This is a genomic window from Oerskovia sp. Root918 (genome assembly GCF_001428945.1).
Taxonomy (GTDB): domain Bacteria; phylum Actinomycetota; class Actinomycetes; order Actinomycetales; family Cellulomonadaceae; genus Oerskovia; species Oerskovia enterophila.
Genome location: NZ_LMJG01000014.1, coordinates 35,335 through 62,220, shown reverse-complemented (window position 1 = coordinate 62,220; position 26,886 = coordinate 35,335). Strand labels below are relative to the sequence as shown.

22 protein-coding genes are annotated in these 26,886 nt (G+C 71.5%); 6 read left to right on the top strand and 16 right to left on the bottom strand.

The features are described 5' to 3' along the window. Nucleotides 1-77: 77 nt before the first annotated feature. The 6 genes from ASE27_RS14010 to ASE27_RS13985 all read right to left on the bottom strand — a co-directional run bounded on the left by ASE27_RS14010 (nucleotide 78) and on the right by ASE27_RS13985 (nucleotide 6,057). A complete protein-coding gene (locus ASE27_RS14010) occupies nucleotides 78-1,025 on the bottom strand; it encodes a pseudouridine synthase (RefSeq protein ID WP_082608944.1) in 948 nt (315 codons plus the stop codon). Then, nucleotides 1,022-1,816 (bottom strand): SMC-Scp complex subunit ScpB, encoded by a 795-nt coding sequence (locus ASE27_RS14005; RefSeq protein ID WP_157257635.1) that lies wholly within the window; start codon nucleotides 1,814-1,816, stop codon nucleotides 1,022-1,024. The genes ASE27_RS14010 and ASE27_RS14005 overlap by 4 nt, the downstream gene beginning before the upstream one ends. Before the next feature lie 11 nt (nucleotides 1,817-1,827). Further along, on the bottom strand, nucleotides 1,828-2,925 hold the full coding sequence (locus ASE27_RS14000) for a ScpA family protein (protein WP_235535454.1): 1,098 nt from the start codon (nucleotides 2,923-2,925) through the stop codon (nucleotides 1,828-1,830). 31 nt (nucleotides 2,926-2,956) lie between these two features. Further along, the gene (locus tag ASE27_RS13995; protein WP_056652238.1) at nucleotides 2,957-3,784 is read right to left on the bottom strand and encodes a ParA family protein; all 828 of its coding nucleotides are present in this window, start codon (nucleotides 3,782-3,784) and stop codon (nucleotides 2,957-2,959) included. A gap of 200 nt (nucleotides 3,785-3,984) precedes the next feature. Then, nucleotides 3,985-5,007: a site-specific tyrosine recombinase XerD gene (xerD, locus tag ASE27_RS13990; RefSeq protein ID WP_082608941.1), complete on the bottom strand. Its 1,023-nt coding sequence runs from the start codon at nucleotides 5,005-5,007 to the stop codon at nucleotides 3,985-3,987. A gap of 51 nt (nucleotides 5,008-5,058) precedes the next feature. Further along, entirely contained in the window at nucleotides 5,059-6,057 is a 999-nt protein-coding gene (locus ASE27_RS13985) for a heme o synthase (RefSeq protein WP_255354245.1), read from the bottom strand. A 414-nt stretch (nucleotides 6,058-6,471) separates the two neighbouring features. Between ASE27_RS13985 and tkt the strand changes: the two genes are divergently transcribed. The 5 genes from tkt (at nucleotide 6,472) to pgl (ending at nucleotide 13,348) form a co-directional block, all read left to right on the top strand. Further along, the gene (tkt, locus tag ASE27_RS13980) at nucleotides 6,472-8,634 is read left to right on the top strand and encodes a transketolase (protein ID WP_056651604.1); all 2,163 of its coding nucleotides are present in this window, start codon (nucleotides 6,472-6,474) and stop codon (nucleotides 8,632-8,634) included. A gap of 96 nt (nucleotides 8,635-8,730) precedes the next feature. Beyond that, nucleotides 8,731-9,864 (top strand): transaldolase, encoded by a 1,134-nt coding sequence (gene tal, locus ASE27_RS13975; RefSeq protein WP_056652228.1) that lies wholly within the window; start codon nucleotides 8,731-8,733, stop codon nucleotides 9,862-9,864. A 181-nt stretch (nucleotides 9,865-10,045) separates the two neighbouring features. Continuing rightward, nucleotides 10,046-11,587 (top strand): glucose-6-phosphate dehydrogenase, encoded by a 1,542-nt coding sequence (gene zwf, locus ASE27_RS13970; RefSeq protein WP_056651600.1) that lies wholly within the window; start codon nucleotides 10,046-10,048, stop codon nucleotides 11,585-11,587. A 67-nt stretch (nucleotides 11,588-11,654) separates the two neighbouring features. Next, nucleotides 11,655-12,572, top strand: coding sequence for a glucose-6-phosphate dehydrogenase assembly protein OpcA (gene opcA, locus ASE27_RS13965; RefSeq protein ID WP_056651597.1), 918 nt, complete (start codon nucleotides 11,655-11,657; stop codon nucleotides 12,570-12,572). Further along, nucleotides 12,569-13,348: a 6-phosphogluconolactonase gene (gene pgl, locus ASE27_RS13960; RefSeq protein ID WP_056651594.1), complete on the top strand. Its 780-nt coding sequence runs from the start codon at nucleotides 12,569-12,571 to the stop codon at nucleotides 13,346-13,348. Before opcA ends, pgl begins: the two co-directional genes overlap by 4 nt. 202 nt (nucleotides 13,349-13,550) lie before the next feature. Here the strand turns inward: pgl and ASE27_RS13955 are convergent, their stop codons facing one another. From ASE27_RS13955 to uvrC, 9 genes are all read right to left on the bottom strand, one after another. Then, nucleotides 13,551-13,901 carry an RNA polymerase-binding protein RbpA gene (locus tag ASE27_RS13955; RefSeq protein ID WP_056651591.1) on the bottom strand — a complete coding sequence of 117 codons (351 nt, stop codon included), beginning with the start codon at nucleotides 13,899-13,901 and terminating at the stop codon, nucleotides 13,551-13,553. A 75-nt stretch (nucleotides 13,902-13,976) separates the two neighbouring features. Next, the gene (gene secG, locus ASE27_RS13950; RefSeq protein ID WP_056651589.1) at nucleotides 13,977-14,219 is read right to left on the bottom strand and encodes a preprotein translocase subunit SecG; all 243 of its coding nucleotides are present in this window, start codon (nucleotides 14,217-14,219) and stop codon (nucleotides 13,977-13,979) included. A gap of 262 nt (nucleotides 14,220-14,481) precedes the next feature. Next, nucleotides 14,482-15,279, bottom strand: a complete 798-nt coding sequence (gene tpiA, locus ASE27_RS13945; protein WP_056651586.1) for a triose-phosphate isomerase — start codon at nucleotides 15,277-15,279, stop codon at nucleotides 14,482-14,484. Between the two features lie 44 nt (nucleotides 15,280-15,323). After that, complete coding sequence (gene pgk, locus ASE27_RS13940) at nucleotides 15,324-16,523, bottom strand: phosphoglycerate kinase (RefSeq protein ID WP_056651583.1); 1,200 nt, start codon at nucleotides 16,521-16,523, stop codon at nucleotides 15,324-15,326. Between the two features lie 131 nt (nucleotides 16,524-16,654). Further along, a complete protein-coding gene (gap, locus tag ASE27_RS13935) occupies nucleotides 16,655-17,659 on the bottom strand; it encodes a type I glyceraldehyde-3-phosphate dehydrogenase (RefSeq protein ID WP_056651581.1) in 1,005 nt (334 codons plus the stop codon). Nucleotides 17,660-18,092: 433 nt separating this feature from the next. Continuing rightward, nucleotides 18,093-19,073, bottom strand: a complete 981-nt coding sequence (gene whiA / locus ASE27_RS13930; RefSeq protein ID WP_056651577.1) for a DNA-binding protein WhiA — start codon at nucleotides 19,071-19,073, stop codon at nucleotides 18,093-18,095. A 61-nt stretch (nucleotides 19,074-19,134) separates the two neighbouring features. Then, a complete protein-coding gene (gene yvcK, locus ASE27_RS13925; protein ID WP_157257654.1) occupies nucleotides 19,135-20,088 on the bottom strand; it encodes a uridine diphosphate-N-acetylglucosamine-binding protein YvcK in 954 nt (317 codons plus the stop codon). Between the two features lie 11 nt (nucleotides 20,089-20,099). Further along, nucleotides 20,100-21,038, bottom strand: coding sequence for an RNase adapter RapZ (gene rapZ, locus ASE27_RS13920; protein ID WP_056652225.1), 939 nt, complete (start codon nucleotides 21,036-21,038; stop codon nucleotides 20,100-20,102). Nucleotides 21,039-21,058: 20 nt separating this feature from the next. Continuing rightward, on the bottom strand, nucleotides 21,059-23,248 hold the full coding sequence (uvrC, locus tag ASE27_RS13915; RefSeq protein ID WP_082608940.1) for an excinuclease ABC subunit UvrC: 2,190 nt from the start codon (nucleotides 23,246-23,248) through the stop codon (nucleotides 21,059-21,061). A 108-nt stretch (nucleotides 23,249-23,356) separates the two neighbouring features. On the opposite strand from uvrC, the gene ASE27_RS13910 reads away from it, so the two are divergent. Continuing rightward, nucleotides 23,357-23,842, top strand: coding sequence for an OsmC family protein (locus ASE27_RS13910; RefSeq protein ID WP_056651572.1), 486 nt, complete (start codon nucleotides 23,357-23,359; stop codon nucleotides 23,840-23,842). A gap of 31 nt (nucleotides 23,843-23,873) precedes the next feature. Here the strand turns inward: ASE27_RS13910 and uvrA are convergent, their stop codons facing one another. After that, the gene (gene uvrA / locus ASE27_RS13905) at nucleotides 23,874-26,885 is read right to left on the bottom strand and encodes an excinuclease ABC subunit UvrA (protein ID WP_056651569.1); all 3,012 of its coding nucleotides are present in this window, start codon (nucleotides 26,883-26,885) and stop codon (nucleotides 23,874-23,876) included. Between the last annotated feature and the right edge of the window lies 1 nt (nucleotide 26,886).

Sequence of the window (26,886 nt, the reverse complement as noted above, 5' to 3'; positions counted from 1 at the left end):
TACGGGAGGGTCGGGTCGGGAGTCCGCCGTCCCGGGCTCGCGCGGTGACGCGGCGCCCGGGACGGCGGGGAGGCGTGCTAGAGGCCGACCTCGCTCATGAGGGTGCCGAGCTCGGTGCGGCCCAGGACGCGCGTCGCGCCGGGGCGCAGGTTGCCCAGGTGGATCGACCCGATGCGGGTGCGCACGAGCCGGGTCACGGGGTGACCGATCTCCTCGAACATGCGGCGCACGATGCGGTGACGCCCCTCGTGCAGGACGACCTCGACCATGCTGGCCTGCGGGGTCGTGTCGACCACGCGGTAACGGTCGACCTTGGCCGGGCCGTCCTCGAGCTCGATGCCGTGGAGCAGCTTGTTCGCGACGTTGCCCGCGACACGGCCCTCGACCGACACGAGGTAGGTCTTGGAGACCTCGTACTTGGGGTGCGAGAGCCGGTTGGCGAGCTCGCCGTCGTTCGTCAGGAGCAGCAGGCCCTCGCTGTCGGCGTCGAGACGCCCGACGTGGAACAGGCGCTCGGGTCGCGTCGCGACGAACTGCGTGAGCGCGGGGCGCCCCTCGGGGTCGTGCATCGTGGAGACGACGCCCAGCGGCTTGTTGAGCGCGATCGTCACGAGCGACTGGTCGAGCTGGATGCGCATGCCGTCGACGTGGATGACCGCGGACTCGGGGTCGACGCGGACGCCGAGCTCGCGCACCAGGACGCCGTCGACCTCGACGCGGCCCGCGGCAATCAGGTCCTCGCACGCGCGGCGCGAGCCCAGGCCTGCGGTCGCGAGGACCTTCTGGAGGCGCACGCCGTCGGCGACGTGCACGTCGCGCTGGGGGCCCTTGGGTGCGACCGGGCGGCGCGGGGGCTTGCTCTTGCCCGCCTGCGCGTCACCGGCCCACCCGCGGCCCGCCCCGGTGCGGGGGGCCGAGGACCGCTGACCTCCCGACCGCCCACCGCCCGGTCGACCGGTGCCCGAGGTGTTCTCGGACCGCTGTCCTCGGGCGGCCGGACGGCCACCCTCGCGTGCGCTGCTCATGATGTTCCTTCGTCGTTCGTGCTGGGTCGAGCGTCGTCGGGCAGGGCCAGCGACCGCGGCTGTGCGCGGTCGCTCCCACCCTCGGACGCTCCGAGTGTGCTGTCGGCGGCGTCGAGGATGGAGTCGACGTCCGGCAGGTGCGGCGCGAGGGCGGGGAGCTCGTCGAGGGACGAGAAGCCCATGCGCTCCATGAAGTATCCCGTGGTTCCGTACAGGACCGCACCCGTCGAGGGATCCTGGCCGACCTCCGCGACGAGCCCGCGGGTCGTCAGCGTCCGTACGACGCCGTCCACGTTCACGCCGCGCACGGCCGAGATCTGGCCGCGCGTGACCGGTTGACGGTACGCGATGACGGCGAGGGTCTCCAAAGCGGCCTGCGTCAGGCGCGCGGTCTGGCCCTCGAGCAGGAAGCGCCCGACGACGTCGGCGAACACGGGCGCCGAGTAGACGCGCCACCCGCCGCCCGCCTGGCGCAGCTCGAACCCGCGGGGGCGACCGCCGAGCTCGCCACGGTACTCGGCCGACAGCTCGGCGAGCAGGTCCTCGACCTCGCGCTGCGGGAGCCCGAGCGCCGTGGCGAGCTGCACCGCGGGGATCGGCTCGTCGGCGACCATCAGGACGGCCTCGAGGGCCGCGAGCGCCCCGCCCGGGACGTGGGCCAGGTCGAGCGTCGTCTCGTCCGCCTCGATGCCGGAGACCGCGGGACTGCCCGTCGGGGAGCCGGGTCCCGCCTGGTCGTCGTCCTGGTCGCCCGAGGGGGCGGCCGGACTGTCGACGGTGCTGTACGTCATGCTCTCCTCGCTCATGCTCTGGTCCGGTCCTGCCCTGGCTCGGCCCCGTCGTGGGGCGGCTGGGCAACATCACGGCTGTCGTAGGTCGGGCGAACGGCACCGACGGCGCCGTTCTCCCCGACAAGTTCGTCGAGCTCGTCGAACTCGCCGCCCACGTCGTCGAGCACGGCGTCGAGAGATCCGCTGCTGGCGCCGTCGTCGTCGCCCGTGGCACCGGTCCACCGGACCGTGAGCTCGCCGAGCGCCTCGACCTGCTCGAACGCGACGAGCCCCTCGCGGAACAGCTCGAGCAGCGCGAGGAAGCGCGCGACGACGACGATCGTCTCGCCCGCGTCGGCGACGAGGGTCCGGAAGGACGCGGCGCCCTCACGCCGCAGGAGCCCGACGACGATCCCCGCCTGCTCGCGCACGCTCACCGCGGGCGCGTGCAGGTGGGTCAACGACACCCCGGGCGGGGGCGCCTTGGGCTCGAGCGCCCTGGCCGCGAGCGCCGCGAGCTGATCGGGCCCGAGCTTCCACACGAGCTCGGGCAGCAGGGCCGCGAGGTGGGGCTCGAGCTGGACGACGCGCGGGAAGCGCCGCCCCTCGGTCGCGAGCCGTTCGGCGATGACCGCCGAGACCTGCTTGTACGCGCGGTACTGCAGCAGCCGGGCGAACAGCAGGTCGCGGGCCTCGAGGAGCTCGAGGTCCTCGGCGCTCTCGACGTCCCCCGTGGGCAGCAGTCGCGCGGCCTTGAGGTCCAGGAGCGTCGCGGCCACGAGCAGGAACTCGCTCGCGGTGCCCAGGTCCCAGCCGGGGTGCCCGCCGCGCCCCCGCGGGCGGCGAGTCGAGGCGCCCGCGGGCGCGCCGTCGTCGGGCCCGCGGAGTTCCGAGGCCTGGGCGCGCTCCGCCGCCTCGGCCTCGCGCGCGAGGCGCTCGGCCGTGCGGATGTACGCGATGAACTCGTCCGTCACCTGCGCGAGCGCGATCTCGGTGATGTCGAGCTTGTGCTTGGCGATGAGCGAGAGGAGGAGGTCGAACGGACCCGAGAAGTTCTCGAGGTGCACCTCGAAGGCCGGGTTGCCGTACCGGTCCGTGCTGGGCGGCGCGGGTGCCGGGGGCTCCTGCAGGTGAGCGACCGGGGCGGCTGCCTGCGCGGTGTCAGGCAGCGTCGCCACGGGCGACCAGCTCGCGGGCGAGCTGACGGTACGCCGTCGCCCCCGGGTGGGTCGGGGCGTACACCGTGATGGGCTCGGCAGCCACGGAGGCGTCCGGGAACTTCACGGTGCGCCCGATCACGGTGTGCAGCAGCTTGTCGCCGAAGGCCTCGTGGACGCGGGCCACGACCTCGCGCGAGTGCAGCGTGCGCGAGTCGAACATGGTCGCGAGGATGCCGTCGATCTCGAGGCGCGGGTTGAGCCGGTCGCGCACCTTCTCGATGGTCTCGACGAGCAGCGCCACGCCGCGCAGCGCGAAGAACTCGCACTCGAGCGGGATGAGCACGCCGTGCGCGGCCGTGAGCGCGTTGACCGTGAGCAGGCCCAGCGAGGGCTGGCAGTCGACGAGGATCACGTCGTAGTCGTCGAGCACGGGACGCAGGACCCGCGCCAGGACCGACTCGCGTGCGACCTCGCCCACGAGCTGGACCTCGGCCGCCGACAGGTCGATGTTCGCAGGGAGCACGTCCAGGTTCTCGACGTTCGTGGGGACGATGACCTCGCGGATGTCCGCGCCACGCTCCATGAGCAGGTTGTAGACCGTGCGGTCGAGCTCGTGCGGGTTCACGCCCAGGCCCACCGAGGCGGCGCCCTGCGGGTCGAAGTCCACCAGGAGGACCCGGCGGCCGTACTCGGCCAGCGCGGCCCCCAGGTTGATGGTCGTGGTCGTCTTGCCGACCCCGCCCTTCTGGTTGCACATCGCGATGATGCGGCCGGGGCCGTGCGTGGGGAGCACCGCCGGGACGGGGAAGTCGGGGACCGTGCGCCCCACGGGATCGACCCGCGGGAAGCTGTCGGGCGCGACGTCCGCACCGCCGTCGACGACCCCGGGTCCCGCACCGACGCGCGCGTCGAACGGTTCGGTGGCGTCCTGTGTCTCGCTCGGGGCCTGGCTGCTCACGTCGGCCACGCTACCCCAGCGTCCTCCCGAGGACGCGAGCACGCGCCGGAGTGGCGCGATCCGGCGCGACGTCAGCCGAGCGCGCGCGGGTGCGCCGAGGCGTACACCTCGCGCAGCGTGTCCCGGGTCACGAGCGTGTAGATCTGGGTCGTCGTGACCGAGGCGTGGCCCAGCAGCTCCTGGACCACGCGCACGTCGGCGCCGCCCGCGAGCAGGTGGGTCGCGAACGAGTGCCGCAGGGTGTGCGGCGAGATGCGCTCGGGGTGCTCGAGCCCGGCCCGCTCGGCCGCGGTCCGCAGGACGGCCCACGCGCTCTGGCGGCTCAGCCGGGCACCGCGCGTGTTGAGGAAGACCGCGGGCGTGCCCCGGCCCGTGGCGGCCAGCGCGGGACGTGACCGCACGAGGTAGGCGTCGAGCGCGCGCACCGCGTACGACCCGACGGGCACCACGCGCTCCTTGCCGCCCTTGCCGAACAGGCGCACCGCACCGGTCTCGAGGTCCAGGTCGTCGACGTCGAGGCTCACGGCCTCGGAGATGCGGGCCCCCGTGGAGTAGACGAGCTCGAGCAGCGCGCGGTCGCGCAGCGGCGCCGGCCCCTCCCCCGCCCCGGCGGCCTCGAGGATCGCCTCGACCTCGTCGGTGGAGATGGCCTTGGGCAGCCGCTTGCCCTGCGCGGGGGGACGCACCTCGGCCGACGGGTCGGTCCCCGTGTGCCCCTCGAGCGCGCAGAAGCGGTGCCACCCGCGCACCGCGGCCACCGACCGGGCCGTCGACGACGGCGAGAGGAGCGCGGCGCCGTCGGCCCCCGTGCGGACCGTGGTGACGTACTCCGCGACGTCCGCCGCGCTCACCTCGGCCGGCTCGGTGCGGCCGCGCGCCGCGAGGTACGCGGCGTAGCGGGCCAGGTCGCGCCGGTAGGCCGCGACCGTGTTCGGGGAGAGCCCACGCTCGACCGTGAGGTGTGCGAGGTACTCGCGCACGGCGCGCTCGAGGGCGGCAGGCAGGGGCGGAGCGGGAGGCGTGGCCTCCGGGCCGGGGGGACCGTCCGAGGGCCCGACGGCGAGCGCGGGCTCACCGGCGGCGACGCGCGTCATCGCGCGCCGGCCGCTCGTCGGACGGTCATCCCGTGCGTCCCGGCCAGGCCGTCAGAAGGGGAGGAAGACGTCGACCGCGACGGCGACGAACAGCAGGGTCAGGTACGTGATCGAGGCGTGGAACACCTTCATGGCACCGAGCTTGCCCTTGGTCGGGTCGTTGGCCCGGCGCAGCATGGTGATGCACAGGGCCAGGAACCAGGCGCCGAGGCCGATCGCGACCACGCCGTAGACCCACGTCATGGGAGCGAGCCACCACAGCGCGAGCGACGAGGCGATCATCGCCACGGTGTAGCCGATCATCTCGCGCGCGACCTTGCGGTTGTCGGCGACGACCGGGAGCATCGGCACCCCGGCGTTCGCGTAGTCCTTCTTGAACTTGATCGACAGCGGCCAGTAGTGCGGCGGCGTCCAGAAGAAGATCACGAGGAACAGCGCGACCGCGGACCAGCTGAGCGAACCGGTGACCGCCGACCAGCCGATGAAGACCGGCATGCAGCCCGCGATGCCGCCCCACACGATGTTCTGGGGCGTGCGGCGCTTGAGGATCATGGTGTAGCCCACGACGTAGATCGCGATGGCCGCGAACGTGAGCCAGGCCGAGGGGGCGTTGACGAGCCACGCGAACCACACGAGCGCGATCACGCCGAGCGCGGTCGCGAAGACCAGTGCGGCACGCGGGGTGATCTCCCCCGTGACGAGCGGTCGCCGCTTGGTGCGGTTCATGAGCTCGTCGATGTCACGGTCGATGTAGCAGTTGAAGACGTTGGCCGACGCGGCGGCCAGCGTGCCGCCCACGAGGGTCTTGACGACGAGCCACAGGTCCGGGAGCCCACCCTGGGCCAGGATCATGGTGGGCAGCGTCGTCACGAGCAGGAGCTCGATGATGCGCGGCTTCGTCAGGGCGACGTACGCGCCGATCGTGCTGCGGACCCGCGCGACGGCATGGCCGTCGGTGGAGACCCGGGCCTGCCCGGCGACCGAGGAGGTCGCGGCAGGGCGAGACGGGATACCCGTCTCGTCGATCGGTGCCTGGCTCGTGGTGTGCACGCGCTTCGGTGTTCCGTTCTGGCGAGGAATGCTGGGGGGCGTCGTCCGGCAGCCGGTGCGTGTCTGCTCCGACCCGCTGGACATCCGTCCCATGCTACGTCGCCCGCCCTCGCGCCGCTGCCCTGCTCGCCCGAACAAAAGTGTGAGATCCGACCGAAATCCACGAGATGGTCGCGCGACGTGCCCGCTCGGGGCGCACGTATAGGCTGGGCGGAGCAACCGACGGCCTGGTGCCCCGGTGCGACCCGAGGCGACCTGACCTCGCGGTGCGCGCCGTCGCGACCGGCCGGTCCGCCGCTCCGCCCTCGGTCCCCCTGTGAGTCACCGGGTGCGCGCGAAGGAATAGTTCAACGGTTGATCCGAGTTGAATCGACGAAGATCCGGGGCGCAGACTCCGGACGGGAAAGAGGTCCGGTGAACGCGTTCGTTCCTGCCAACCAGCCCCTCGAGTGGTCCCCCCTGGACGACCAGGCTGTCAAGACCATCAAGGCTCTCGCAGCCGACGCCGTCGAGAAGGTCGGCAACGGCCACCCCGGGACGGCGATCTCGCTGGCCCCCGCCGCGTACCTGCTCTTCCAGAAGGTCATGCGCCACGACCCGGCCGACTCGCACTGGGTCGGTCGCGACCGCTTCGTGCTCTCCGCGGGCCACTCGTCGCTGACGATCTACCTCCAGCTCTTCCTCGCCGGCTACGGCCTGGAGATCGAGGACATCGAGGCGCTGCGCACCTGGGGCTCCAAGACCCCCGGCCACCCCGAGTACAAGCACACCAACGGTGTGGAGATCACCACGGGCCCCCTCGGCCAGGGCCTCGCGTCCTCGGTCGGCATGGCCATGGCGGCCCGCCGCGAGCGCGGCCTGCTCGACCCGTCGACCGCGCCGGGCGAGAGCCCGTTCGACCACCACGTCTACGTCATCGCGTCCGACGGCGACCTGCAGGAGGGCGTGACCTCCGAGGCCTCGTCGCTCGCGGGCCACCAGCAGCTCGGCAACCTCATCGTGATCTGGGACGACAACAAGATCTCGATCGAGGACGACACCGACATCGCGTTCACCGAGGACGTCCTCGCGCGCTACGCGGCCTACGGCTGGCACACCCAGAAGGTCGACTGGACCCAGGGCGGCACGGGCTACGCCGAGAACGTCGACGAGCTCGCCGCGGCCGTCGCCGCGGCCCAGGCCGAGACCGGCAAGCCCTCGATCATCGCGCTGCGCACGATCATCGGCTGGCCCTCGCCCACCAAGCAGAACACCGGTGGCATCCACGGCTCGGCCATGGGCGCCGACGAGATCCGCGGCCTCAAGGTCGAGCTCGGCCTGGACCCGGAGAAGTCGTTCGACGTCTCCCCCGAGGTCCTCGCCTACACGCGCGCCGTCGGCGAGCGCGGTGCCGAGCTGCGCGAGCGCTGGGACACCGCGTTCGAGGCCTGGAAGATCGCGAACCCCGAGGGCGACGCCCTCCTCGAGCGCCTCACGGCCCGCGAGCTCCCGGCCGGCTGGACCGAGTCGCTCCCCACGTTCGAGGCCGGCAAGGACGTCGCGACGCGCGCGGCCTCGGGCAAGGTCCTCTCGGCCCTGGCCGACACCCTGCCCGAGCTCTGGGGCGGTTCGGCCGACCTCGCGGGCTCGAACAACACGACCATGGACGGCGAGCCCTCGTTCGTCCCGGCCGAGCACGCGACCAAGAAGTTCCCGGGCCACGAGTACGGCCGCACGCTGCACTTCGGCATCCGTGAGCACGCCATGGGCTCGATCCTCAACGGGATCGTGCTGCACGGCGGCACGCGTGCCTACGGCGGCACGTTCCTCACGTTCTCCGACTACATGCGCCCCGCGGTCCGTCTCGCGGCGCTCATGGAGATCCCGTCGACGTTCGTCTGGACGCACGACTCGATCGGCCTGGGCGAGGACGGCCCCACGCACCAGCCCATCGAGCACTTCGCCGCGCTGCGCGCGATCCCGGGTCTCGACGTCGTCCGCCCCGCGGACGCCAACGAGACCGCGTGGGCCTGGCGCACGATCCTCGAGCACGACGACCGCCCCGCGGGCCTCATCCTGACCCGTCAGAACGTCCCGACGTTCCCGCGCGGCACGGACGGCTTCGCGGACGCCTCGGGCACCGCGAAGGGCGGCTACGTGCTGCTCGACACCGAGGGCACGCCCGACGTGATCCTCATCGGCACGGGCTCCGAGGTCCAGCTCGCGGTCGAGGCGCGCGAGCAGCTCGCCGCCGACGGCATCGCGGCCCGCGTGGTCTCGCTGCCCAGCCGCGAGTGGTTCGACGCGCAGAGCCCCGAGTACCGCGAGAGCGTGCTCCCGGCAGCCGTCAAGGCCCGCGTCTCGGTCGAGGCGGGCATCGCCCAGGGCTGGCGCGACCTGGTCGGCGACGCCGGCCGTTCCGTGAGCCTCGAGCACTACGGCGCGTCCGCGGACTACAAGATCCTCTACCGCGAGTTCGGGATCACGTCCGAGGCCGTCGCATCCGCCGCCAAGGAGTCCATCGAGGCGGCCCGTACGGGTGCCGCACCGGGTGGCGAGGCCATCCCCTCGGTCGGCGGCACTGGCGACCAGCGCTGACCATCCGTAGATTCCAGGAGGGGGCGGCTCACGTCCGCCCCCTCCTGGGACGTCCGTGAGGACGGCCGCCAGACGACGAGAGGGAGAATCGTGTCCGTGCACCACAGCGCAGCACCAGCACCCGTCCGCGAGCTGTCGGAGGCAGGTGTCTCCATCTGGTTGGACGACCTCTCCCGAGAACGCCTGCGCAGCGGTGGCCTCGCCGACCTGATCGGCTCGCGCGCCGTCGTCGGCGTCACGACGAACCCCACGATCTTCGCGGGCGCGCTCTCGAAGGGCGACGCCTACGACGCGCAGCTCGCCGAGCTGGCCGCGGCCGGCACCGACGTCGAGGCCGCGGTCGAGCGCATCACCACGGACGACGTGCGGGCCGCGGCGGACGTCCTGCGCCCCGTCTACGACGCGACCGACGGCGTCGACGGCCGGGTCTCGATCGAGGTCGACCCCCGCCTGGCGCGCGACGCCGACGCGACCGTCGCGACCGCCGTCCGGCTGTGGCAGACGGTCGACCGCCCCAACGTCCTCATCAAGATCCCCGCCACGGTCGAGGGCCTCGACGCGATCGAGCGCACCCTGGCCCAGGGCATCAGCGTCAACGTGACGCTCATCTTCTCGCTCGAGCGCTACCGCCGGGTCATGGACGCGTTCCTGTCCGGGATCGAGCAGGCGCGCGACGCCGGCCACGACGTGACGCGCATCGCGTCGGTCGCGTCGTTCTTCGTCTCGCGCGTCGACGCGGCGGTCGACACCGCGCTCACCGCGGTCGGCTCCCCCGAGGCGCTCGACCTGCGCGGACGCACCGCGGTCGCCAACGCGCGGCTCGCGTACGAGGCCTACGAGCAGGTCCTCCAGAGCGACCGCTGGCGCGCCCTCGCCGCGACCGGCGCCCACCCCCAGCGCCCCCTGTGGGCCTCGACGGGCGTCAAGAACCCCGCGTACCGCGACACCCTCTACGTCGACGAGCTCATCGCTCCCGACGTGGTCAACACCATGCCCCAGGCGACCCTCGACGCGTTCGCGGACCACGGCGTCGTCCTGGGGAACACCGTCGCGGGCACGTACACGGCCTCGCGCTCGGTCCTCGAGACCGTCGAGTCGTTCGGCGTCTCGCTCGCCGAGGTGACCGAGCGGCTCGAGGTCGAGGGCGTCGAGAAGTTCGAGACCAGCTGGACGGATCTCCTCCAGACCGTCGCTGACGGTCTCGCCCGGGCCGGCGGCGCACCCGCATGACGCGGGCACGCTCCCGGACCGCCGCGGGTGCTGGGGGTGCTGGCGCTGCTGTCGTCGCCCCTGCGGCACCGATCATGGACGCCCCGCGACCGCCCCTCGCGCACCACCTAGGCTTCACCTCGGTCCGCAGGACGGACCTTTCGACCATTCCAGCCCACGCCGACGAGAACGGTGACATCAGTTGAGACCGGCAAAGATCAGCGCAGAGCACAACCCGCTGCGCGACCCGCGTGACCTTCGACTCCCCCGCATCGCCGGGCCCAGCGGCCTGGTCATCTTCGGCGTCACGGGCGACCTCGCCCGCAAGAAGCTCATGCCCGCCGTGTACGACCTCGCCAACCGCGGTCTCCTGCCGCCCGGCTTCGCGCTCACGGGCTTCGCCCGCCGCGACTGGGAGGACCAGGACTTCGCCAAGGTCGTGCGCGACGCCGTCGAGCAGTACGCGCGCACCCCGTTCCGCGAGGCCACGTGGAAGCAGCTCGCCGAGGGCATCCGGTTCGTCCAGGGCGAGTTCGACGACGAGCAGGCCTTCGAGCGCCTGCGCACCACGGTCGAGGAGCTCGACAAGGAGCGCGGCACGGGCGGCAACCACGCGTTCTACCTCTCGGTCCCCCCGAGCGCGTTCCCCCTGGTCTGCGAGCAGCTCTCGCGCTCGGGGCTCTCGCGCTCGGGCGAGGACGCATGGCGCCGCGTGGTCATCGAGAAGCCGTTCGGCCACGACCTGACCAGCGCACGCGAGCTCAACGACGTCGTCTCCAAGGTCTTCTCGCCGGACTCGGTCTTCCGCATCGACCACTACCTGGGCAAGGAGACCGTCCAGAACATGCTGGCACTGCGGTTCGCCAACCAGCTCTACGAGCCCATCTGGAACGCGAACTACGTCGACCACGTCCAGATCACCATGGCCGAGGACATCGGCATCGGTGGCCGCGCGGGGTACTACGACGGGATCGGCGCGGCGCGCGACGTCATCCAGAACCACCTCATCCAGCTCCTCGCGCTCACCGCGATGGAGGAGCCCGTCTCGTTCGACGCCGAGTCGCTGCGCGCCGAGAAGCTCAAGGTGCTCTCTGCCGTGCGTCTTCCGCGCGACCTGGGACGCCACACCTCGCGCGGCCAGTACTCGGCCGGGTGGCAGGGTGGCGAGGAGGTCGTCGGGTACCTCGAGGAGGACGGCATCTCGCCCGAGTCCACGACCGAGACGTTCGCCGCGATCCGCGTCGACATCGACAACCGCCGCTGGGCCGGGGTGCCGTTCTACCTGCGCACGGGCAAGCGCCTGGGCCGACGCGTGACGGAGATCGCGGTCGTCTTCAAGTCGGCGCCGCACCTGCCGTTCGAGTCCTCGGCGACGTCCGAGCTCGGCAAGAACGCGCTCGTGATCCGCGTCCAGCCCGACGAGGGCGTGACGATCCGCTTCGGCGCCAAGGTCCCCGGCACCGCGATGGAGGTCCGCGACGTCACCATGGACTTCGGGTACGGCCACGCCTTCACCGAGTCCTCCCCCGAGGCCTACGAGCGCCTCATCCTCGACGTCCTCCTGGGCGACCCGCCGCTCTTCCCGAGCCACGAGGAGGTCGAGCTGTCCTGGAAGATCCTCGACCCGATCACGGCGTTCTGGGAGTCCAAGGGCGCCCCGGAGCCGTACCGCTCCGGCACGTGGGGCCCGGCCTCGGCCGACGACATGATGGCTCGCGACGGACGCACGTGGCGGCGTCCGTGACCGCGACCGCACCGATCTCCCGCCTGCCCCGGATCCCCGGCCGGACCTCGAACTGGAGCACCACCTCATGATCATCGATCTCCCCGAGACGACGACCAATGCGGTCAACAAGCGCCTCGTGAAGCTGCGTGACGAGGGTGGCGCCGTCGCCCTCGGACGTGTCCTGACCCTCGTGGTCCTGGCCGAGGAGGCCGACGTCGAGGACGCGGTCGCCGCGGCCAACGGCGCCTCGCGCGAGCACCCCTGCCGTGTCGTGGTCGTCGCCCCGGCCAACAAGCGCTCGACGGCCCGCCTCGACGCCCAGATCCGTATCGGCGGCGACGCGGGGGCCAGCGAGGTCATCATCCTGCGCCCCTCGGGGCCGCTCGTCGCGCACACCGACACCCTCGTGATGCCGCTCCTGCTCCCCGACGCCCCGATCGTGGCCTGGTGGCCCCGTGAGACGCCCGACAACCCCTCGGCGGACCCGGTCGGCCAGATGGCCCACCGCCGCATCACCGACGCGGTCAACGCAGGAAAGTCGCTCCAGACGCTCCAGCACCTGAGCAAGAGCCACCACCCGGGCGACACCGACCTCGCGTGGACCCGCGTCACGCTGTGGCGCGGGCTCATCGCGGCAGCGCTCGACCAGCCGCCCTACGAGTCCGTGACGGCCGTCGAGGTCGAGGGCGAGGAGCACCACCCCTCGGTCGACATCCTCGCGGCGTGGTTGGCCCAGCAGCTCCGGTGCCCGGTCCGGCTCGTCCGCCGGCGCGGCGTCGAGGGGATCACGAAGGTGACCCTCGAACGCAAGGGCGGCGCCGTCGTGCTGTCCCGGCCCGACGGGCGCATCGTGACCCTGACGCAGCCCGGCCAGCCGGACCGTCGCATCTCGCTGCCGCTGCGCCAGCTCGAGGAGTGCCTCACCGAGGAGCTGCGCCGGCTGGACCCGGACGAGGTCTACGGCGAGGTCCTCACCAAGGGCCTGGCGAGGATCGGCGAATGACGACCGACCTGGAGACCGAGACCCGCGCGCACGGGGCGCGCCTCGTCGTCGTGCACCCCGACGCGGGCGTGCTCGCCGAGGCCGTCGCCTCGCGCCTGCTGACGCGCATCCTCGACATCCAGTCCGTGCGCACCCCCGTCCACGTCGTCCTCACGGGCGGCACGGTCGGGATCCGTTCGCTCGCGGCCGTCGCGGCGCACCCCGTGCGCGACGCGGTCGACTGGACCGGCGTGCACTTCTGGTGGGGCGACGAGCGCTTCCTGCCCACCGGAGACCCCGAGCGCAACGAGACGCAGGCGCGCGAGGCGCTCCTCGACCACCTCCCGACCCTGCCCGCGCAGAACGTGCACGTCATGGCTGCGCCGGGCGAGGGCGTCAGGTCCCCCGAGGAGTCGGCGGCGCTCTACGCCGACGAGCTCTCGCGCTTCACGCCCGACGGCGCCACGCACCTCGCGTTCGACGTCCTCCTGCTGGGCATGGGGCCGGACGGGCACGTCGCGTCGCTCTTCCCGGGCAACGCCGGGCTCGCGGCCCAGGGGGCCACGACGGGAGTCCACGACTCCCCCAAGCCGCCGCCCGAGCGCGTGTCGCTGACGTTCTCCGCCATCCAGGCCGCGCAGGAGGTCTGGGTCGTCGCCGCGGGCGCCGAGAAGGCTCCTGCCGTGGCGTCCGCCCTGGCCGGGGATCCCGTCGAGACCACGCCCGCCGCGGGGGCGATCGGCACGCGGCGCACGCTGTGGCTGGTCGACCTGGCGGCGAGCAGCACCTCGTCCTGAGGTCCGGGACCGTCGGGTGCGGCCCGGCGGTCCCGGACCATCGGAAGGGGGCGGCCCGATCGCCCACGCACAGCGGGGCCCGTCCGACGACCGGACGGGCCCCGCTGTGCTGTGCTGCTCATGACGACGTGCACGCCGGACGCCGGACGGGCACCTTCCGGTCACTGCCGGGGCGCGTGCGCCCACCACCGGACCGGCAGGGCTAGCGGCGGCTACGACGGGCGCGCAGCGCGGCGAGCGCCTCGTCGAGGAGGGCCACGCCGTCCTCGTCGCTGCGGCGCTCCTTCACGTACGCGAGGTGCGTCTTGTAGGGCTCGTTGCGCAGCGCGCTCGGCGGGTTCGCCTGATCCTGCCCCCCGGGCAGACCGCAGCGCGGGCAGTCCCAGGTCTCAGGGGTGACGATCTCCACCTCGGAGGAGAAGCTGGGGCGCGTCTCGTGCCCGTTGGCACACCAGTAGGAGACCCAGATGCGCGGGGCGACGTCGCCCCGTTCCGTCTCTCCGAGCGGGCCTGCCCCGACGCGAGACCCCTTGATAGCACTGCCACCAGCCACGACTTCACTCCCCCGACTTCCGACCGGACCGTGACCCGGGCCGGTTCCACTCCCCTGCCGCCGGAGCGGCGAGGGTCAGCTGACCTTCTGGATGAGCCCCAGGAGGATGATCACGACGGTCCAGGTGATCGCGAACGTGATCGTGATGCGGTTCAGGTTGCGCTCGGCCACGCCGGAGCTGCCGGCGCTGCTCGAGATGCCGCCACCGAACATGTCCGAGAGGCCGCCGCCCTTGCCCTTGTGCATGAGCACGAGCAGGGTCAAGAAGCCGCTGGTGATGACCAGCAGGATCTGAAGAATGATGCGCAGCGCGTCCACGAGTACGTCCTTGGCTCTTTGGGTCCACGTCGAGAAGTCGAGAGGGACCGCACGGGTGTCCTGGACCGACCTGCGGGTGCAGGTGCGGCACAGAGGACAAGGGTAGGTGACGAGGGGCCGTTCCGACGAACCGTTCCGCACTGCGGGCCACGTCGCCCGGTCGTGCAGGGAACCGGCGCTCGTCCGCTCGGCTCCGACCACCGCACCAGCGGTGGCCGCGCTGCCGGGGCGCGCGTGCGGCGCGACCCGGCAGCGAGGGGAATCAGGCCCCGGTCTGGTGCGACTGGAAGCGCGCGATCTTCGCGAACTCCTCGGGGTCGAGGCTCGCGCCACCGACCAGTGCACCGTCGACGTCCTGCTCCTTCATGAGCTCGGCGATCGACGAGGACTTGACCGAACCGCCGTACAGGACGCGCACGGCGTCGGCGACCTCGGCCGAGTAGAGCTCGGCGAGCCGGGCACGGATCGCGCCCGCGACCTCCTGAGCGTCCTGCGGGGTGGCGACCTCGCCCGTGCCGATGGCCCAGACCGGCTCGTACGCGATGACGACCTTGGCGGCGTCCTCGGCCGAGAGGCCCTCGAGGGCGCCGTCGACCTGTGCGAGGGTGTATGAGACCTGCTCGCCGGCCTTGCGGATCTCGAGCGCCTCGCCCACGCAGATGATCGGGATCAGGCCGTGGGCCAGCGCGGCCTTCGACTTGGCGTTGACGAGCGCATCGTCCTCGCCGTGGTACTGGCGGCGCTCCGAGTGGCCGATCGCGACGTAGGTCACGCCCAGCTTGCTCAGGAACACGGGCGAGATCTCGCCCGTGTAGGCGCCCGAGACGTGCTGCGAGACGTCCTGCGCGCCGTAGGTCAGCTCGAGCTTGTCGGCGTCGACGAGCGTCTGCACGCTGCGGAGGTCCGTGAACGGTGCGAGCACCGTGACCTCGACGGCCGAGAAGTCGTGCTTGGCGTCCTTGAGGGCCCAGGCGAGCTTCTGGACCGTGTGGATGGCCTCCTGGTGGTCCAGGTTCATCTTCCAGTTGCCCGCGATGAGCGGGGTACGTGCATCAGTCATGGTGTGTCTACCTTCTGTGAGCCGTGAGGCTGCGGTGGTGGGGGTCAGGCCTCGAGGACTGCGAGCCCCGGGAGGGACTTGCCCTCGAGGAACTCCAGGCTCGCGCCGCCACCGGTCGAGATGTGGCTGAAGCCGGCCTCGTCGAAGCCGAGGATGCGCACGGCTGCGGCGGAGTCGCCACCACCGACGATCGTGAACGCACCGTTCGCGGTCGCGTCGACCAGAGCCTGCGCGACGGCACGCGTGCCGCCCGAGAACGCCTCGAACTCGAAGACGCCCGCGGGGCCGTTCCAGACGACCGTCTTGGCGTCGACGATCTTGCTCGCGAAGAGCTTGGCCGACTCGGGGCCGATGTCCAGGCCGATCTTGCCGTCGGGGATCGCGTCCGCGGGCACGACCTCGTAGGGCGAGTCGGCGGCGAACGAGTCCGCGGCGAGGATGTCGGTCGGCAGGACGATCTCGACGCCCGCCTTCTCGGCGTCCGCGAGGTAGCCCTTGACCGTCTCGATCTGGTCCGTCTCGAGGAGCGAGTTGCCCACCGAGTAGCCCTTGGCCGCGAGGAACGTGAAGACCATGCCGCCACCGATGAGCAGGCGGTCCGCCTTGGTCAGCAGGTTGGCGATGACACCGAGCTTGTCGGAGACCTTCGAGCCGCCGAGCACGACGACGTAGGGGCGCGCGGGGTCCTCGGTCGCCTTCTTCAGGGAGTCGACCTCCTTGAGGACGAGCTCGCCCACTGCGGACGGCAGCACCTTGGCGATGTCGTAGACCGAGGCCTGCTTGCGGTGCACGACGCCGAAGCCGTCGGAGACGTACGCGTCCGCGAGCTCTGCGAGGTCTGCGGCGAGCGCCTCGCGCTCGGCGTCGACCTTCGAGGTCTCGCGAGCATCGAAGCGGATGTTCTCGAGCAGCGCGACCTCGCCATCGCCGAGCGCGGCGACCGTGGCGCGGGCGGACTCGCCGACCGTGTCGGCTGCGAGCGTCACCGGGGCGCCGAGGAGCTCACCGAGGCGGGCCGCGACGGGGGCGAGCGAGTACTTGGCGTCCGGCTCACCCTTGGGGCGCCCGAGGTGCGCGGTCACGACGACCTTCGCACCGGCGTCGGTCAGACGCTTGAGCGTGGGGAGCGCGGCGCGGATGCGGCCGTCGTCCGTGATGGTCGTCCCGTCGAGGGGGACGTTGAAGTCCGAGCGGACGAGCACGCGCTTGCCGCGCAGGTCGCCGAGAGAGTCGATGGTCTTCATGAGCACACTCCTGGTCTGAACAGGTCGAAACAGGTCACGTCACACATGACTGCGTCCGCGTGCATGGGCGGCCAACAGGGCCGGCCACGCACGCGGACGCAGAATTCACCTCACGTCACGAAGGACGGAGATCAGAGACGAGCACCCACGTACTGCGTGAGCGAGACGAGCGAGCTGGAGTAGCCCCACTCGTTGTCGTACCAGGCGACGACCTTGACCAGGTCGCCGCTCACCTTGGTGAGCTTCGAGTCGAAGATCGAGGTGTGCGGGTCCGTGACGATGTCCGACGAGACGATGTCGTCGTCGACGTACTTGAGGACGCCCTTGAGCGGGCCCTCGGCAGCAGCCTTGACCGCGGCGTTGACCTCCTCGACCGTGACCTCCTTCGAGGCGGTGAAGGTGAGGTCGGTGGCCGAGCCCGTGATGACGGGGACGCGCATCGCGAAGCCGTCGAGCTTGCCCTTGAGCTCGGGGAGCACGAGAGCGACGGCCTTGGCCGCACCGGTCGAGGTGGGGACGATGTTCTGCGCGGCCGCACGGGCGCGACGCAGGTCCTTGTGGGGGCCGTCCTGCAGGTTCTGGTCACCCGTGTACGCGTGGATCGTGGTCATGAGACCGCGCTCGATGCCGATCGCGTCGTTGAGGGCCTTGGCCATCGGGGCGAGGCAGTTCGTGGTGCACGACGCGTTGGAGATGATGTGCTGCGTCGCGGGGTCGTACTGCTCGTGGTTCACGCCGACGACGAACGTGCCGTCCTCGTTCTTCGCCGGAGCGGAGATGATGACCTTCTTGGCGCCGGCCTCGATGTGGGCCTTCGCCTTGGTGGCGTCGGTGAAGAAGCCGGTCGACTCGATGACGATGTCAGCACCGAGCTCGCCCCAGGGCAGGTTCGCCGGGTCGCGCTCTTCGAGGGCGCGGATGGCCTTGCCGTCGACGATGATGTTGTTCTCGTCGAAGTCGACGCTCAGCGGGAAACGACCCAGGACGGTGTCGTACTTCAGCAGGTGCGCGAGCGTCTTGTTGTCCGTGAGGTCGTTGACACCCACGATCTCGATGTCCGCCCCCGACGCAATGATGGCGCGGAAGAAGTTACGTCCGATACGACCGAAGCCGTTGATACCGACGCGGATGGTCACAATGCCCTCCTCAGGGCGCGCCGGTGTTCCCGACGCACACGGTTGATGCCGAACGATCACGTACTACGGCGTACGTAGGTGGTGAACGGCGAAGTACTCCCCCACTGAATGCCTGACGGCGTGATACCCGGGAACTCGGAGGGCCTCAGCGACAGCTGCGACTCAACGGGGTCCCGAAGACCTCAGTGAAGGAGCACGTCTTTGTCACCTGACATCCCCGAGCCTATACCCAAAGCGCCCCAACACGTGACCTGAGGCCTGATCTGAGACGACCTTGCACGAAGCGTGGGAACGTGATCAAGGCCCGAGACGCACGTCACACCAGCAAGGCGGCAGCGACCGGACCGCGCCCCGGCCTGCTCGCCTCCCTCAGCGCGACGAAGGGCGCGCACCGTGCGGTGCGCGCCCCTCGTCGGCCCGGTGGGCCTGGTGCTCAGACGTCGAGCAGGTCGGGGCTCAGACCCGCCTCGGTGTCGGGGATGCCCAGCTCCGCAGCGCGCTTGTCGGCTGTCGAGAGCAGGCGTCGGATACGGCCCGCCACGGCGTCCTTGGTCAGCGGCGGCACGGCGAGCTGGCCCAGCTCCTCGAGCGACGCCTGCTTGTGCGCGAGGCGCAGCTCGCCGGCCTCGCGCAGGTGGTCTGGCAGGTCGGGCCCGAGGATCTCGAAGGCTCGCTCGACACGGGCCCCGGCCGCGACGGCAGCGCGGGCCGAGCGTCGGAGGTTGGCGTCGTCGAAGTTCGCGAGCCGGTTGGCCGTGCCGCGCACCTCGCGCCGCTGGCGCCGCTCCTCCCAGACGACCACGGTCTCGTGGGCGCCCAGCCGCGTGAGCATCGCGCTGATGGCCTCGCCGTCGCGGATGACCACCCGGTCCACCCCGCGGACCTCGCGCGCCTTGGCGGAGATGCCCAGGCGTCGCGCCGCGCCGACCAGGGCGAGCGCCGCCTCGGGCCCAGGGCACGTGACCTCGAGCGCGGACGAACGACCGGGCTCGGTCAGCGAGCCGTGGGCGAGGAACGCGCCGCGCCACGCGGCCTCGGCCTCGCCGACCCCCGCGGACACCACCTGCGGCGGGAGCCCGCGCACGGGCCGGCCACGGTTGTCGAGCAGGCCCGTCTGACGGGCGAGCGACTCGCCGTCCTTGACGACCCGCACCACGTAGCGGCTCCCCCGACGCAGACCGCCGGCCGAGACCACGATCAGCTCGCTCGTGTGCCCGTACACGTCGCTGATCGTCTGCCGGAGGCGGCGCGCGGCGATCGCCGTGTCCAGCTCGGCCTCGATCACGATGCGACCGGAGATGATGTGCAACCCACCGGAGAATCGCAGCATGGCCGAGACCTCCGCCTTGCGGCAGGAGGTCTTGTCCACCTTGAGTCGCGCGAGCTCGTCCTTCACCTGTGCCGTCAAAGCCATGGCGACATCCTCCCATCAACGAGCAACGATCGTGACCGCACTCCCCCACGAGGGTGGGCCGTCAGTGCGTCGTCGTCCCCACGTCGCCGAGGAAGCCGTCGAAGACGTCCCGCAAGGCCGCGGCGAGGCGCAGCGCGTCGTGCCGCGGGGTCCCGTCGGAACGCCCGACCTGCCGGAGCAGGAGGCGCGCGCCCATGCGCGCCGACTCGTCGGCCAGCAGCCCGATGTCCTCGACCGCGCTCGGGTCGGCGACCACGGCGTCGATCCGCAGCCCGGGCGCGTGCTTGTGCAGAGCCTCCAGGTGGTCGGTCGCCGTGAGCCCGTAGGTCTCGCCCGAGTCGCTCGAGAGGTTGAGCACGACGCAGCGCCGGGCCGCGGTCTCGTGCAGCGCGTGCGCGAGGTCGGGGACGAGCAGATGAGGCATGACCGAGGAGTACCAGGAGCCCGGGCCGAGGATCACCCAGTCCGCCGCCATCACCGCCTCGACGGCCTCGGGGCACGCGGGCGGGTCCGGCGGGACCAGGCGCAGCTGCTCGATCCGCTCGTGCGTCACGGCGACCTGGCTCTGGCCCACGATCGTCGAGAGCCCGTCCCCCGTGCGCACGTCCGCCTCGATGCCGAGCGGCACGGCGGCCATGGGCAGCACCCGGCCGCGGGCGCCGAGCAGCTTGCCGACCCAGTCGAGCCCGGCCACGGGGTCCTCCAGGAGCTCCCAGAGAGCCACGATGAGCAGGTTCCCGACCGCGTGCTGGTCCAGGTCGCCGCTCGAGGAGAACCGGTGCTGCAGGACCGCGCTCCAGGTCCGCCCCCACTCGGAGTCGTCGCACAGGGCCGCGAGCGCCATCCGGAGGTCTCCCGGGGGCAGCACGCCGAGCTCGGAGCGGAGCCTCCCGGAGGATCCGCCGTCGTCCGCGACGGTCACGACCGCGGTGATGCGGTCCGTCATGAGCCGCAGCGAGGACAGCGTCGCCGACAGCCCGTGTCCTCCACCGAGCGCCACGACCGCGGGGTTGATGAGGGACACGCCTACTCCTTGCCGAGGTCTCGGGCGGTCACGGTCACGCGCTGGCCCAGCGCCCGGAGCTTCTTGGCGAGCTCCTCCGAGACCGCGACCGAGCGGTGCTTGCCACCCGTGCAGCCGACGGCGATCGTCACGTAGCGCTTCTCCTCGGCGAGGTAGCCGGACAGGACGGGCTCGAGCGCGCTCACGTACCGGTCGATGAACTCGAGGGCCCCCGGGCGCGCCAGGACGTAGTCGCGGACGGGCTTGTCGCGGCCCGTCAGGTGGCGGAGCTCGGTGATCCAGTAGGGGTTCGCGAGGAACCGCATGTCGACGACGTGGTCCGCGTCGAGCGGGATCCCGTACTTGAAGCCGAACGAGACGATGTTGATCCGCAGCGCGTCCGGCGTGCCTTCGGCCACGGCTGCGCGGACCTCCCGCGCCAGGTCGTGGACGTTGAGGTCCGAGGTGTCGATGACGACGTCGGCGCGCTCCTCGACGCTCGCGACGAGCCGTCGCTCCTCGGCGATCCCGTCGAGGATCCGGCCCCCGCCCTGGAGGGGGTGGGGACGACGGACCTGCTCGTACCGTCGGACGAGCACCTCGTCGGACGCGTCGAGGAACAGGATCCGGTAGAAGACGCCGGCGTCCCGCAGGTGCTTGAGGACGTCGAGCAGATCGGTGAAGAACCCGCCTCCGCGGACGTCGACGACCGCGGCGATGCGCTGCACGCTCGACCCCGCGCGCGTCATCATGTCGACGAGCGGCACGAGCATCTTGGGCGGCATGTTGTCCACGACGTACCAGTCGAGGTCCTCGAGGACCGCGGCAGCACGCGTGCGCCCTGCCCCGGACATACCGGTGATGACGAGGACCTCGGCGTCCGAGCGCTCGGGCGCGGGGGTGGTCGCCTCGATCGCGGGGATTCCCTGGGGGACGGTCGTCGGCGAGGGTTCGGTGCTCATGCTCCCAGCATGCCAGCCGGTCATGCGGGGACGGCCCCGCTCGTCGCGGGGGGCGCCCCGGGCGTGTCCGATCCGCTCCGTTCCTCGCGCCCGACGGCGTCGCTCGCCGTCCCGGACCGGCTCGCGGTCGTCGCGGTGGTCGGCTGCCCGACGGTCGGTGACCCGCTCTCCCCTTCGGGGGCGGGCGGGGCCGGCTGCGGGTCGGGGCCGAGCGCGGCGACGACGGCTGCGGCCGTCGCGGCCCCCATGCCAGGCACGGTCGCGATCTCCTCGGCGGACGCGGCCCGCAGCCGCTTGAGCGAACCGAAGTGCGTGAGGAGGGACTTCTTGCGCGCGGGCCCGAGGCCGGGCACGTCGTCCAGGACCGAGACGGTCATGGCCTTGCCACGCTTCTTGCGGTGGTAGGAGATCGCGAACCGGTGCGCCTCGTCGCGCACGCGCTGGAGCAGGTAGAGGCCCTCGGAGCTGCGCTGCAGGATCACAGGGTAGTCCTCGCCGGGCAGCCACACCTCCTCGAGGCGCTTCGCGAGCCCGCACAGGGCGACGTCGTCGATCCCGAGCTCGGCGAGCGCCCGGGCGGCGGCCGCGACCTGGGGCGGACCACCGTCGACCACGACGAGGTTGGGCGGGTACGCGAAGCGTGCTGCGCGGCCCGCCGGGGCGTCGGCCCCGACCTCGCCCGACCGGGGGACGTAGCCTGCGGCCACGGCGTCCGCGTCCTGCGCAGTGTCCTCGTCAGCCCCCAGGTCCATCTCCACGTCGCTCGCCTGCGACCGGTCCGCGAGATAGCGCTTGAAGCGGCGCGTGATGACCTCGTGCATCGCGGCCGTGTCGTCGCGCGCTCCCAGGCCCTCGGGCCCACGGATCGCGAAGTGCCGGTACTCGCTCTTGCGCGCGAGCCCGTCCTCGAACACGACCATCGACGCGACCTGGTGGGTTCCCTGCGTCGTGGACACGTCGTAGCACTCGATGCGCAGCGGCGCGGTCTCGAGGCCCAGGGCCTCCTGGATCTCCCGCAGCGCCTGGCTGCGCGTGGTCAGGTCGCCGGCTCGGCGCGTGCGGTGCAGCGCGAGGGCGTGCTCCGCGTTCTTGTGCACCGTGGCGGCGAGCTCGCGCTTGTCCCCGCGCTGGGGCACCCGGACGTCCACCTTGGCGCCGCGGAGCCCCGTGAGCCAGGACACGACCTGCTCGGTGTCCGGAGGAAGGACCGGCACGAGCACCTCGCGGGGCACGACGCTCGACGACGGCGTGGAGGAGTCGCCCAACGACTCGTCGGCCGAGCCGTAGACCTGCTGGAGGAGGTGCTCGACGAGCTCCGCGTCCGTCACGTCCTCGACCTTCTCGACGATCCAGCCACGCTGACCACGGATGCGCCCGCCGCGGACGTGGAAGACCTGGACCGCGGCCTCGAGCTCGTCGCCGGCCAGGGCGAAGATGTCCGCGTCGGTCGCGTCCCCGAGCACCACGGCGTTCTTCTCCATGGCGCGCTCGAGCGCGATGATGTCGTCGCGCAGGCGTGCCGCCTGCTCGTACTCCATCGCGGCAGCTGCCTCCTTCATCTTCGCCTCGACCCGGCGGATGAACTTGGCCGTGTCGCCGGCCATGAAGTCGCAGAAGTCCTCGGCGAGCGCGTGATGGTCCTCGGGGCTGATGCGTCCCACGCACGGCGCCGAGCACTTGTCGATGTACCCGAGCAGGCACGGGCGCCCGGTCTGCTGGGCCCGCTTGAAGACCCCTGCGGAGCACGTGCGCACCGGGAAGACCCGCAGCAGGAGGTCGAGGGTCTCGCGGATCGCCCAGGCGTGCCCGTAGGGGCCGAAATACCGCGTCCCGGGGCGCTTGGCGCCGCGCATGACCTGTGCCCGGGGGAACTGCTCGCCCAGCGTCACGGCCAGGTAGGGGTAGGACTTGTCGTCCCGGTACTTGACGTTGAAGCGCGGGTCGAACTCCTTGATCCACGAGTACTCGAGCGCGAGCGCCTCGACCTCGGTCCCGACCACCGTCCACTCGACCGACGCGGCCGTGGTCACCATGGTCTGGGTGCGGTAGTGGAGGTTCGTCAGGTCCTGGAAGTAGCTCCCGAGACGTGCCCGCAGGTTCTTGGCCTTGCCCACGTAGATCACGCGACCGTGCTCGTCGCGGAACCGGTAGACACCGGGCGACGTGGGGATCTCTCCCGGGGCGGGGCGGTACGAGGACGGATCTGCCATGTCCGCCAGCCTAGGTCAGCCCACCCACACCCCGGGTGCCCCGCGACCGGACCCGTCCACCGTGACGCCCGTCACACATGCGACGGCCCGTGGCGCTAGGGTGACCGCATGGGCGCCCTTCACTCCTATGCCGCGACCGTCCGCTGGACCGGCGCAGGCCAGACCGGAACCACGACCTACACCGCGTACAGCCGCGACCACGAGATAGACCTCGCGGGTCGCCCGACGCTCCCGGGGTCCGCCGACCCGGCGTTCCGCGGAGACCCCGGTCGGTACAGCCCCGAGGAACTGTTCGTCGCGAGCCTCTCGCAGTGCCACATGCTGTGGTTCCTGCACCTCGCCTCGGCCGCGGGGATCGTGGTGCGCGAGTACTCGGACGAGGTCACCGGCACCATGCGCGTCGAGTCGGCGGGGGCCGGTCAGTTCACCGACGTCACGCTGCACCCGCACGTCGTCGTCGACGACGGGCCCCAGGTCACCGACGAGGCCGTCGCCGAGGTCCACCGCCGGGCTCACGACCACTGCTTCCTGGCCCGGTCCGTGAACTTCCCGGTGCTGCTCGAACCCGCGCCGCTGCGCACGCACGCAGCCTGACCGCCCGGCTGCGTGAGCGCGACGCCGCGCGTCAGGCGCTCTCGCGTGCGTCGTCGTCGGATGCATCCACCGACGCCTTCACGGCCGCCGAGGACTTCGAGGCCGCGGCCGTTGCCTTGCGCACCGGAGTCTTCCGAGGCGCCTTGGCAGCGGGCGCCTTGGCTGCCGCGGCCTTCTTGGGCAGCGGCGCGACCGGGATCGGGTCCCCCGGGAGCACCTCGGCGAGGAAGCGGCCCGTGTGGCTCGCGGCGACGGCCGCCACCTGCTCGGGCGTGCCCTCGGCGATGACCCGGCCTCCGCCCGATCCGCCCTCAGGACCCATGTCGATGACCCAGTCGGCGTTCTTGATGACGTCCAGGTTGTGCTCGATCACGAGCACCGAGTTGCCCTTGTCCACGAGCGACTGGAGCACCGCGAGGAGCTTGCGGATGTCCTCGAAGTGCAGTCCCGTCGTGGGCTCGTCCAGCACGTAGATGGTGCGGCCCGTCGAGCGCTTCTGCAGCTCGCTGGCCAGCTTGACGCGCTGCGCCTCGCCGCCCGAGAGCGTAGGCGCGGGCTGTCCCAGGCGCACGTACCCCAGACCGACCTCGGAGAGCGTCTTGAGATGCCGCGAGATCGTGGGCACCGCGGCGAAGAACTCCGACGCCTCCTCGATGGGCATGTCGAGCACGTCGGCGACGGTCTTGCCCTTGAAGTGCACCTCGAGCGTCTCGCGGTTGTAGCGGGCACCGTGGCAGACCTCGCACGGGACGTAGACGTCCGGCAGGAAGTTCATCTCGATCTTGATGGTCCCGTCGCCCGAGCACGCCTCGCAGCGCCCGCCCTTGACGTTGAACGAGAACCGGCCGGGTGTGTAACCCCGCACCTTGGCCTCGCTGGTCTCCGCGAAGAGCTTGCGGACGTGGTCCCAGACCCCCGTGTACGTCGCAGGGTTGGACCGCGGCGTGCGCCCGATGGGCCCCTGGTCGACGTGGACCACCTTGTCGAGGTTCTCGAGCCCGGTGATGCGCCGGTGCCGGCCGGCGACCTGCCGTGCCCCGTTGAGCTCGTTCGCGAGCACCGTGTAGAGGATCGAGTTGACGAGCGTGGACTTGCCCGAGCCAGAGACCCCCGTGACCGCGGTCAGCGTGCCGAGCGGGAAGCTCACGTCGATGCCCTCGAGGTTGTGCTCGCGCGCACCGATGACCGTGACCTGACGGCTCTTGTCCACGGGACGACGCGTCGCCGGCAGGGGGATGCTGCGGCGCCCGGCGAGGTAGGCACCCGTGACGGACTCGGGGGCCTCGAGGAGTCCCGCGTAGTCGCCCGAGTGGATCACGCGCCCGCCGTGCTCCCCCGCCCCGGGGCCGATGTCCACGATCCAGTCGGCGGCACGGATGGTGTCCTCGTCGTGCTCGACGACGATGAGCGTGTTGCCCAGGTCGCGCAGCCGGGTGAGCGTGTCGATGAGCCGCCGGTTGTCCCGCTGGTGCAGACCGATGCTCGGCTCGTCGAGGACGTACAGCACGCCGACGAGCCCCGAGCCGATCTGCGTCGCGAGGCGGATGCGCTGCGCCTCACCGCCCGAGAGGGTCCCGGCGGGGCGCTCGAGCGAGAGGTAGTCGAGGCCCACGTCGAGCAGGAAGCCCAGGCGGGCGTCGATCTCCTTGAGCACCTCGGTCGCGATGGCCTTCTGGCGTGTACCGAGCTCGAGCGAGCCGAGGAAGGCCGCGGCCTCGCGCAGCGGCAGACGGCAGACCTCGGCGATCGACTTGTCGCCGACCTTGACCGCGAGGACCTCAGGCTTGAGTCGCGTGCCCTGGCAGACGGGGCACGGCGTCTCGCGCATGTACGCCTCGTACTTCTCCTTGGACCACTCCGACTCGGTCTCGCCGTGACGGCGCTCCAGGAAGGTCACGACGCCCTCGAAGCCGGTCGAGTACTGACGCTCACGGCCCCAGCGGTTCTTGTAGCGGACGTGGACCTCGTGGTTCTGGCCGTAGAGGACGGCCTGCTGCGCGCGCTGCGGCAGGGCGCGCCAGGGCACGTCCATGGAGAATCCGAGGTCCGAGGCGAGAGCGGTCAGGACGCGGTTGAAGTACTCGGAGGAGATCTGGGCCCAGGGAGCGACGGCTCCCTCGGCGAGCGACTTCTCGTCGTCCGGGATCACGAGGTCCGGGTCCACCTCGAGCCGGAACCCGATGCCCGTGCACTCGGGGCACGCGCCGTAGGGCGCGTTGAACGAGAAGGTACGCGGCTCGATCTCGTCGAGCGTGAGCTCGTGGTCGTTGGGGCACGCACGCTTCTCGGAGAACCGGCGCTCGCGCTGCGGGTCGTCGGCGTCCGCGTCCACGAGCTCGACCACGACGAGGCCACCTGCGAGGCCGAGAGCAGTCTCCACGGAGTCCGTGAGCCGGCGCTGGACGCCCTCGCGCGAGACGAGGCGGTCGATCACGACCTCGATGTCGTGCTTGAGCTTCTTCTCGAGCGCAGGCGGGTCCGTGAGCTGGACGACCTCGCCGTCGACGCGGGCACGCGCGAACCCCTTGGACTGGAGCTCCTTGAAGAGCTCGCTGTACTCGCCCTTGCGGCCACGCACGACGGGGGCGAGGACCTGGTAGCGAGTCCCCTCCGGCAGCTCGAGGAGACGGTCGACGATCTGCTGCGGTGTCTGGGCCTGGACCTTCTCTCCGCAGACGGGGCAGTGCTGGGTCCCGGCGCGTGCGAACAGCAGGCGGAGGTAGTCGTAGACCTCGGTGATGGTCCCGACCGTCGAGCGAGGGTTGCGGTTGGTCGACTTCTGGTCGATCGATACCGCGGGCGAGAGGCCCTCGATGAAGTCGACGTCCGGCTTGTCCATCTGCCCCAGGAACTGACGGGCGTAGGCGGACAACGACTCGACGTACCGACGCTGCCCCTCCGCGAAGATCGTGTCGAACGCGAGAGAGGACTTGCCGGACCCCGACAGCCCCGTGAAGACGATGAGCTGGTCCCTCGGCAGGTCGAGGTCGACGTTGCGGAGGTTGTGCTCACGGGCACCAGCGATGACAAGGCGATTGCTCACC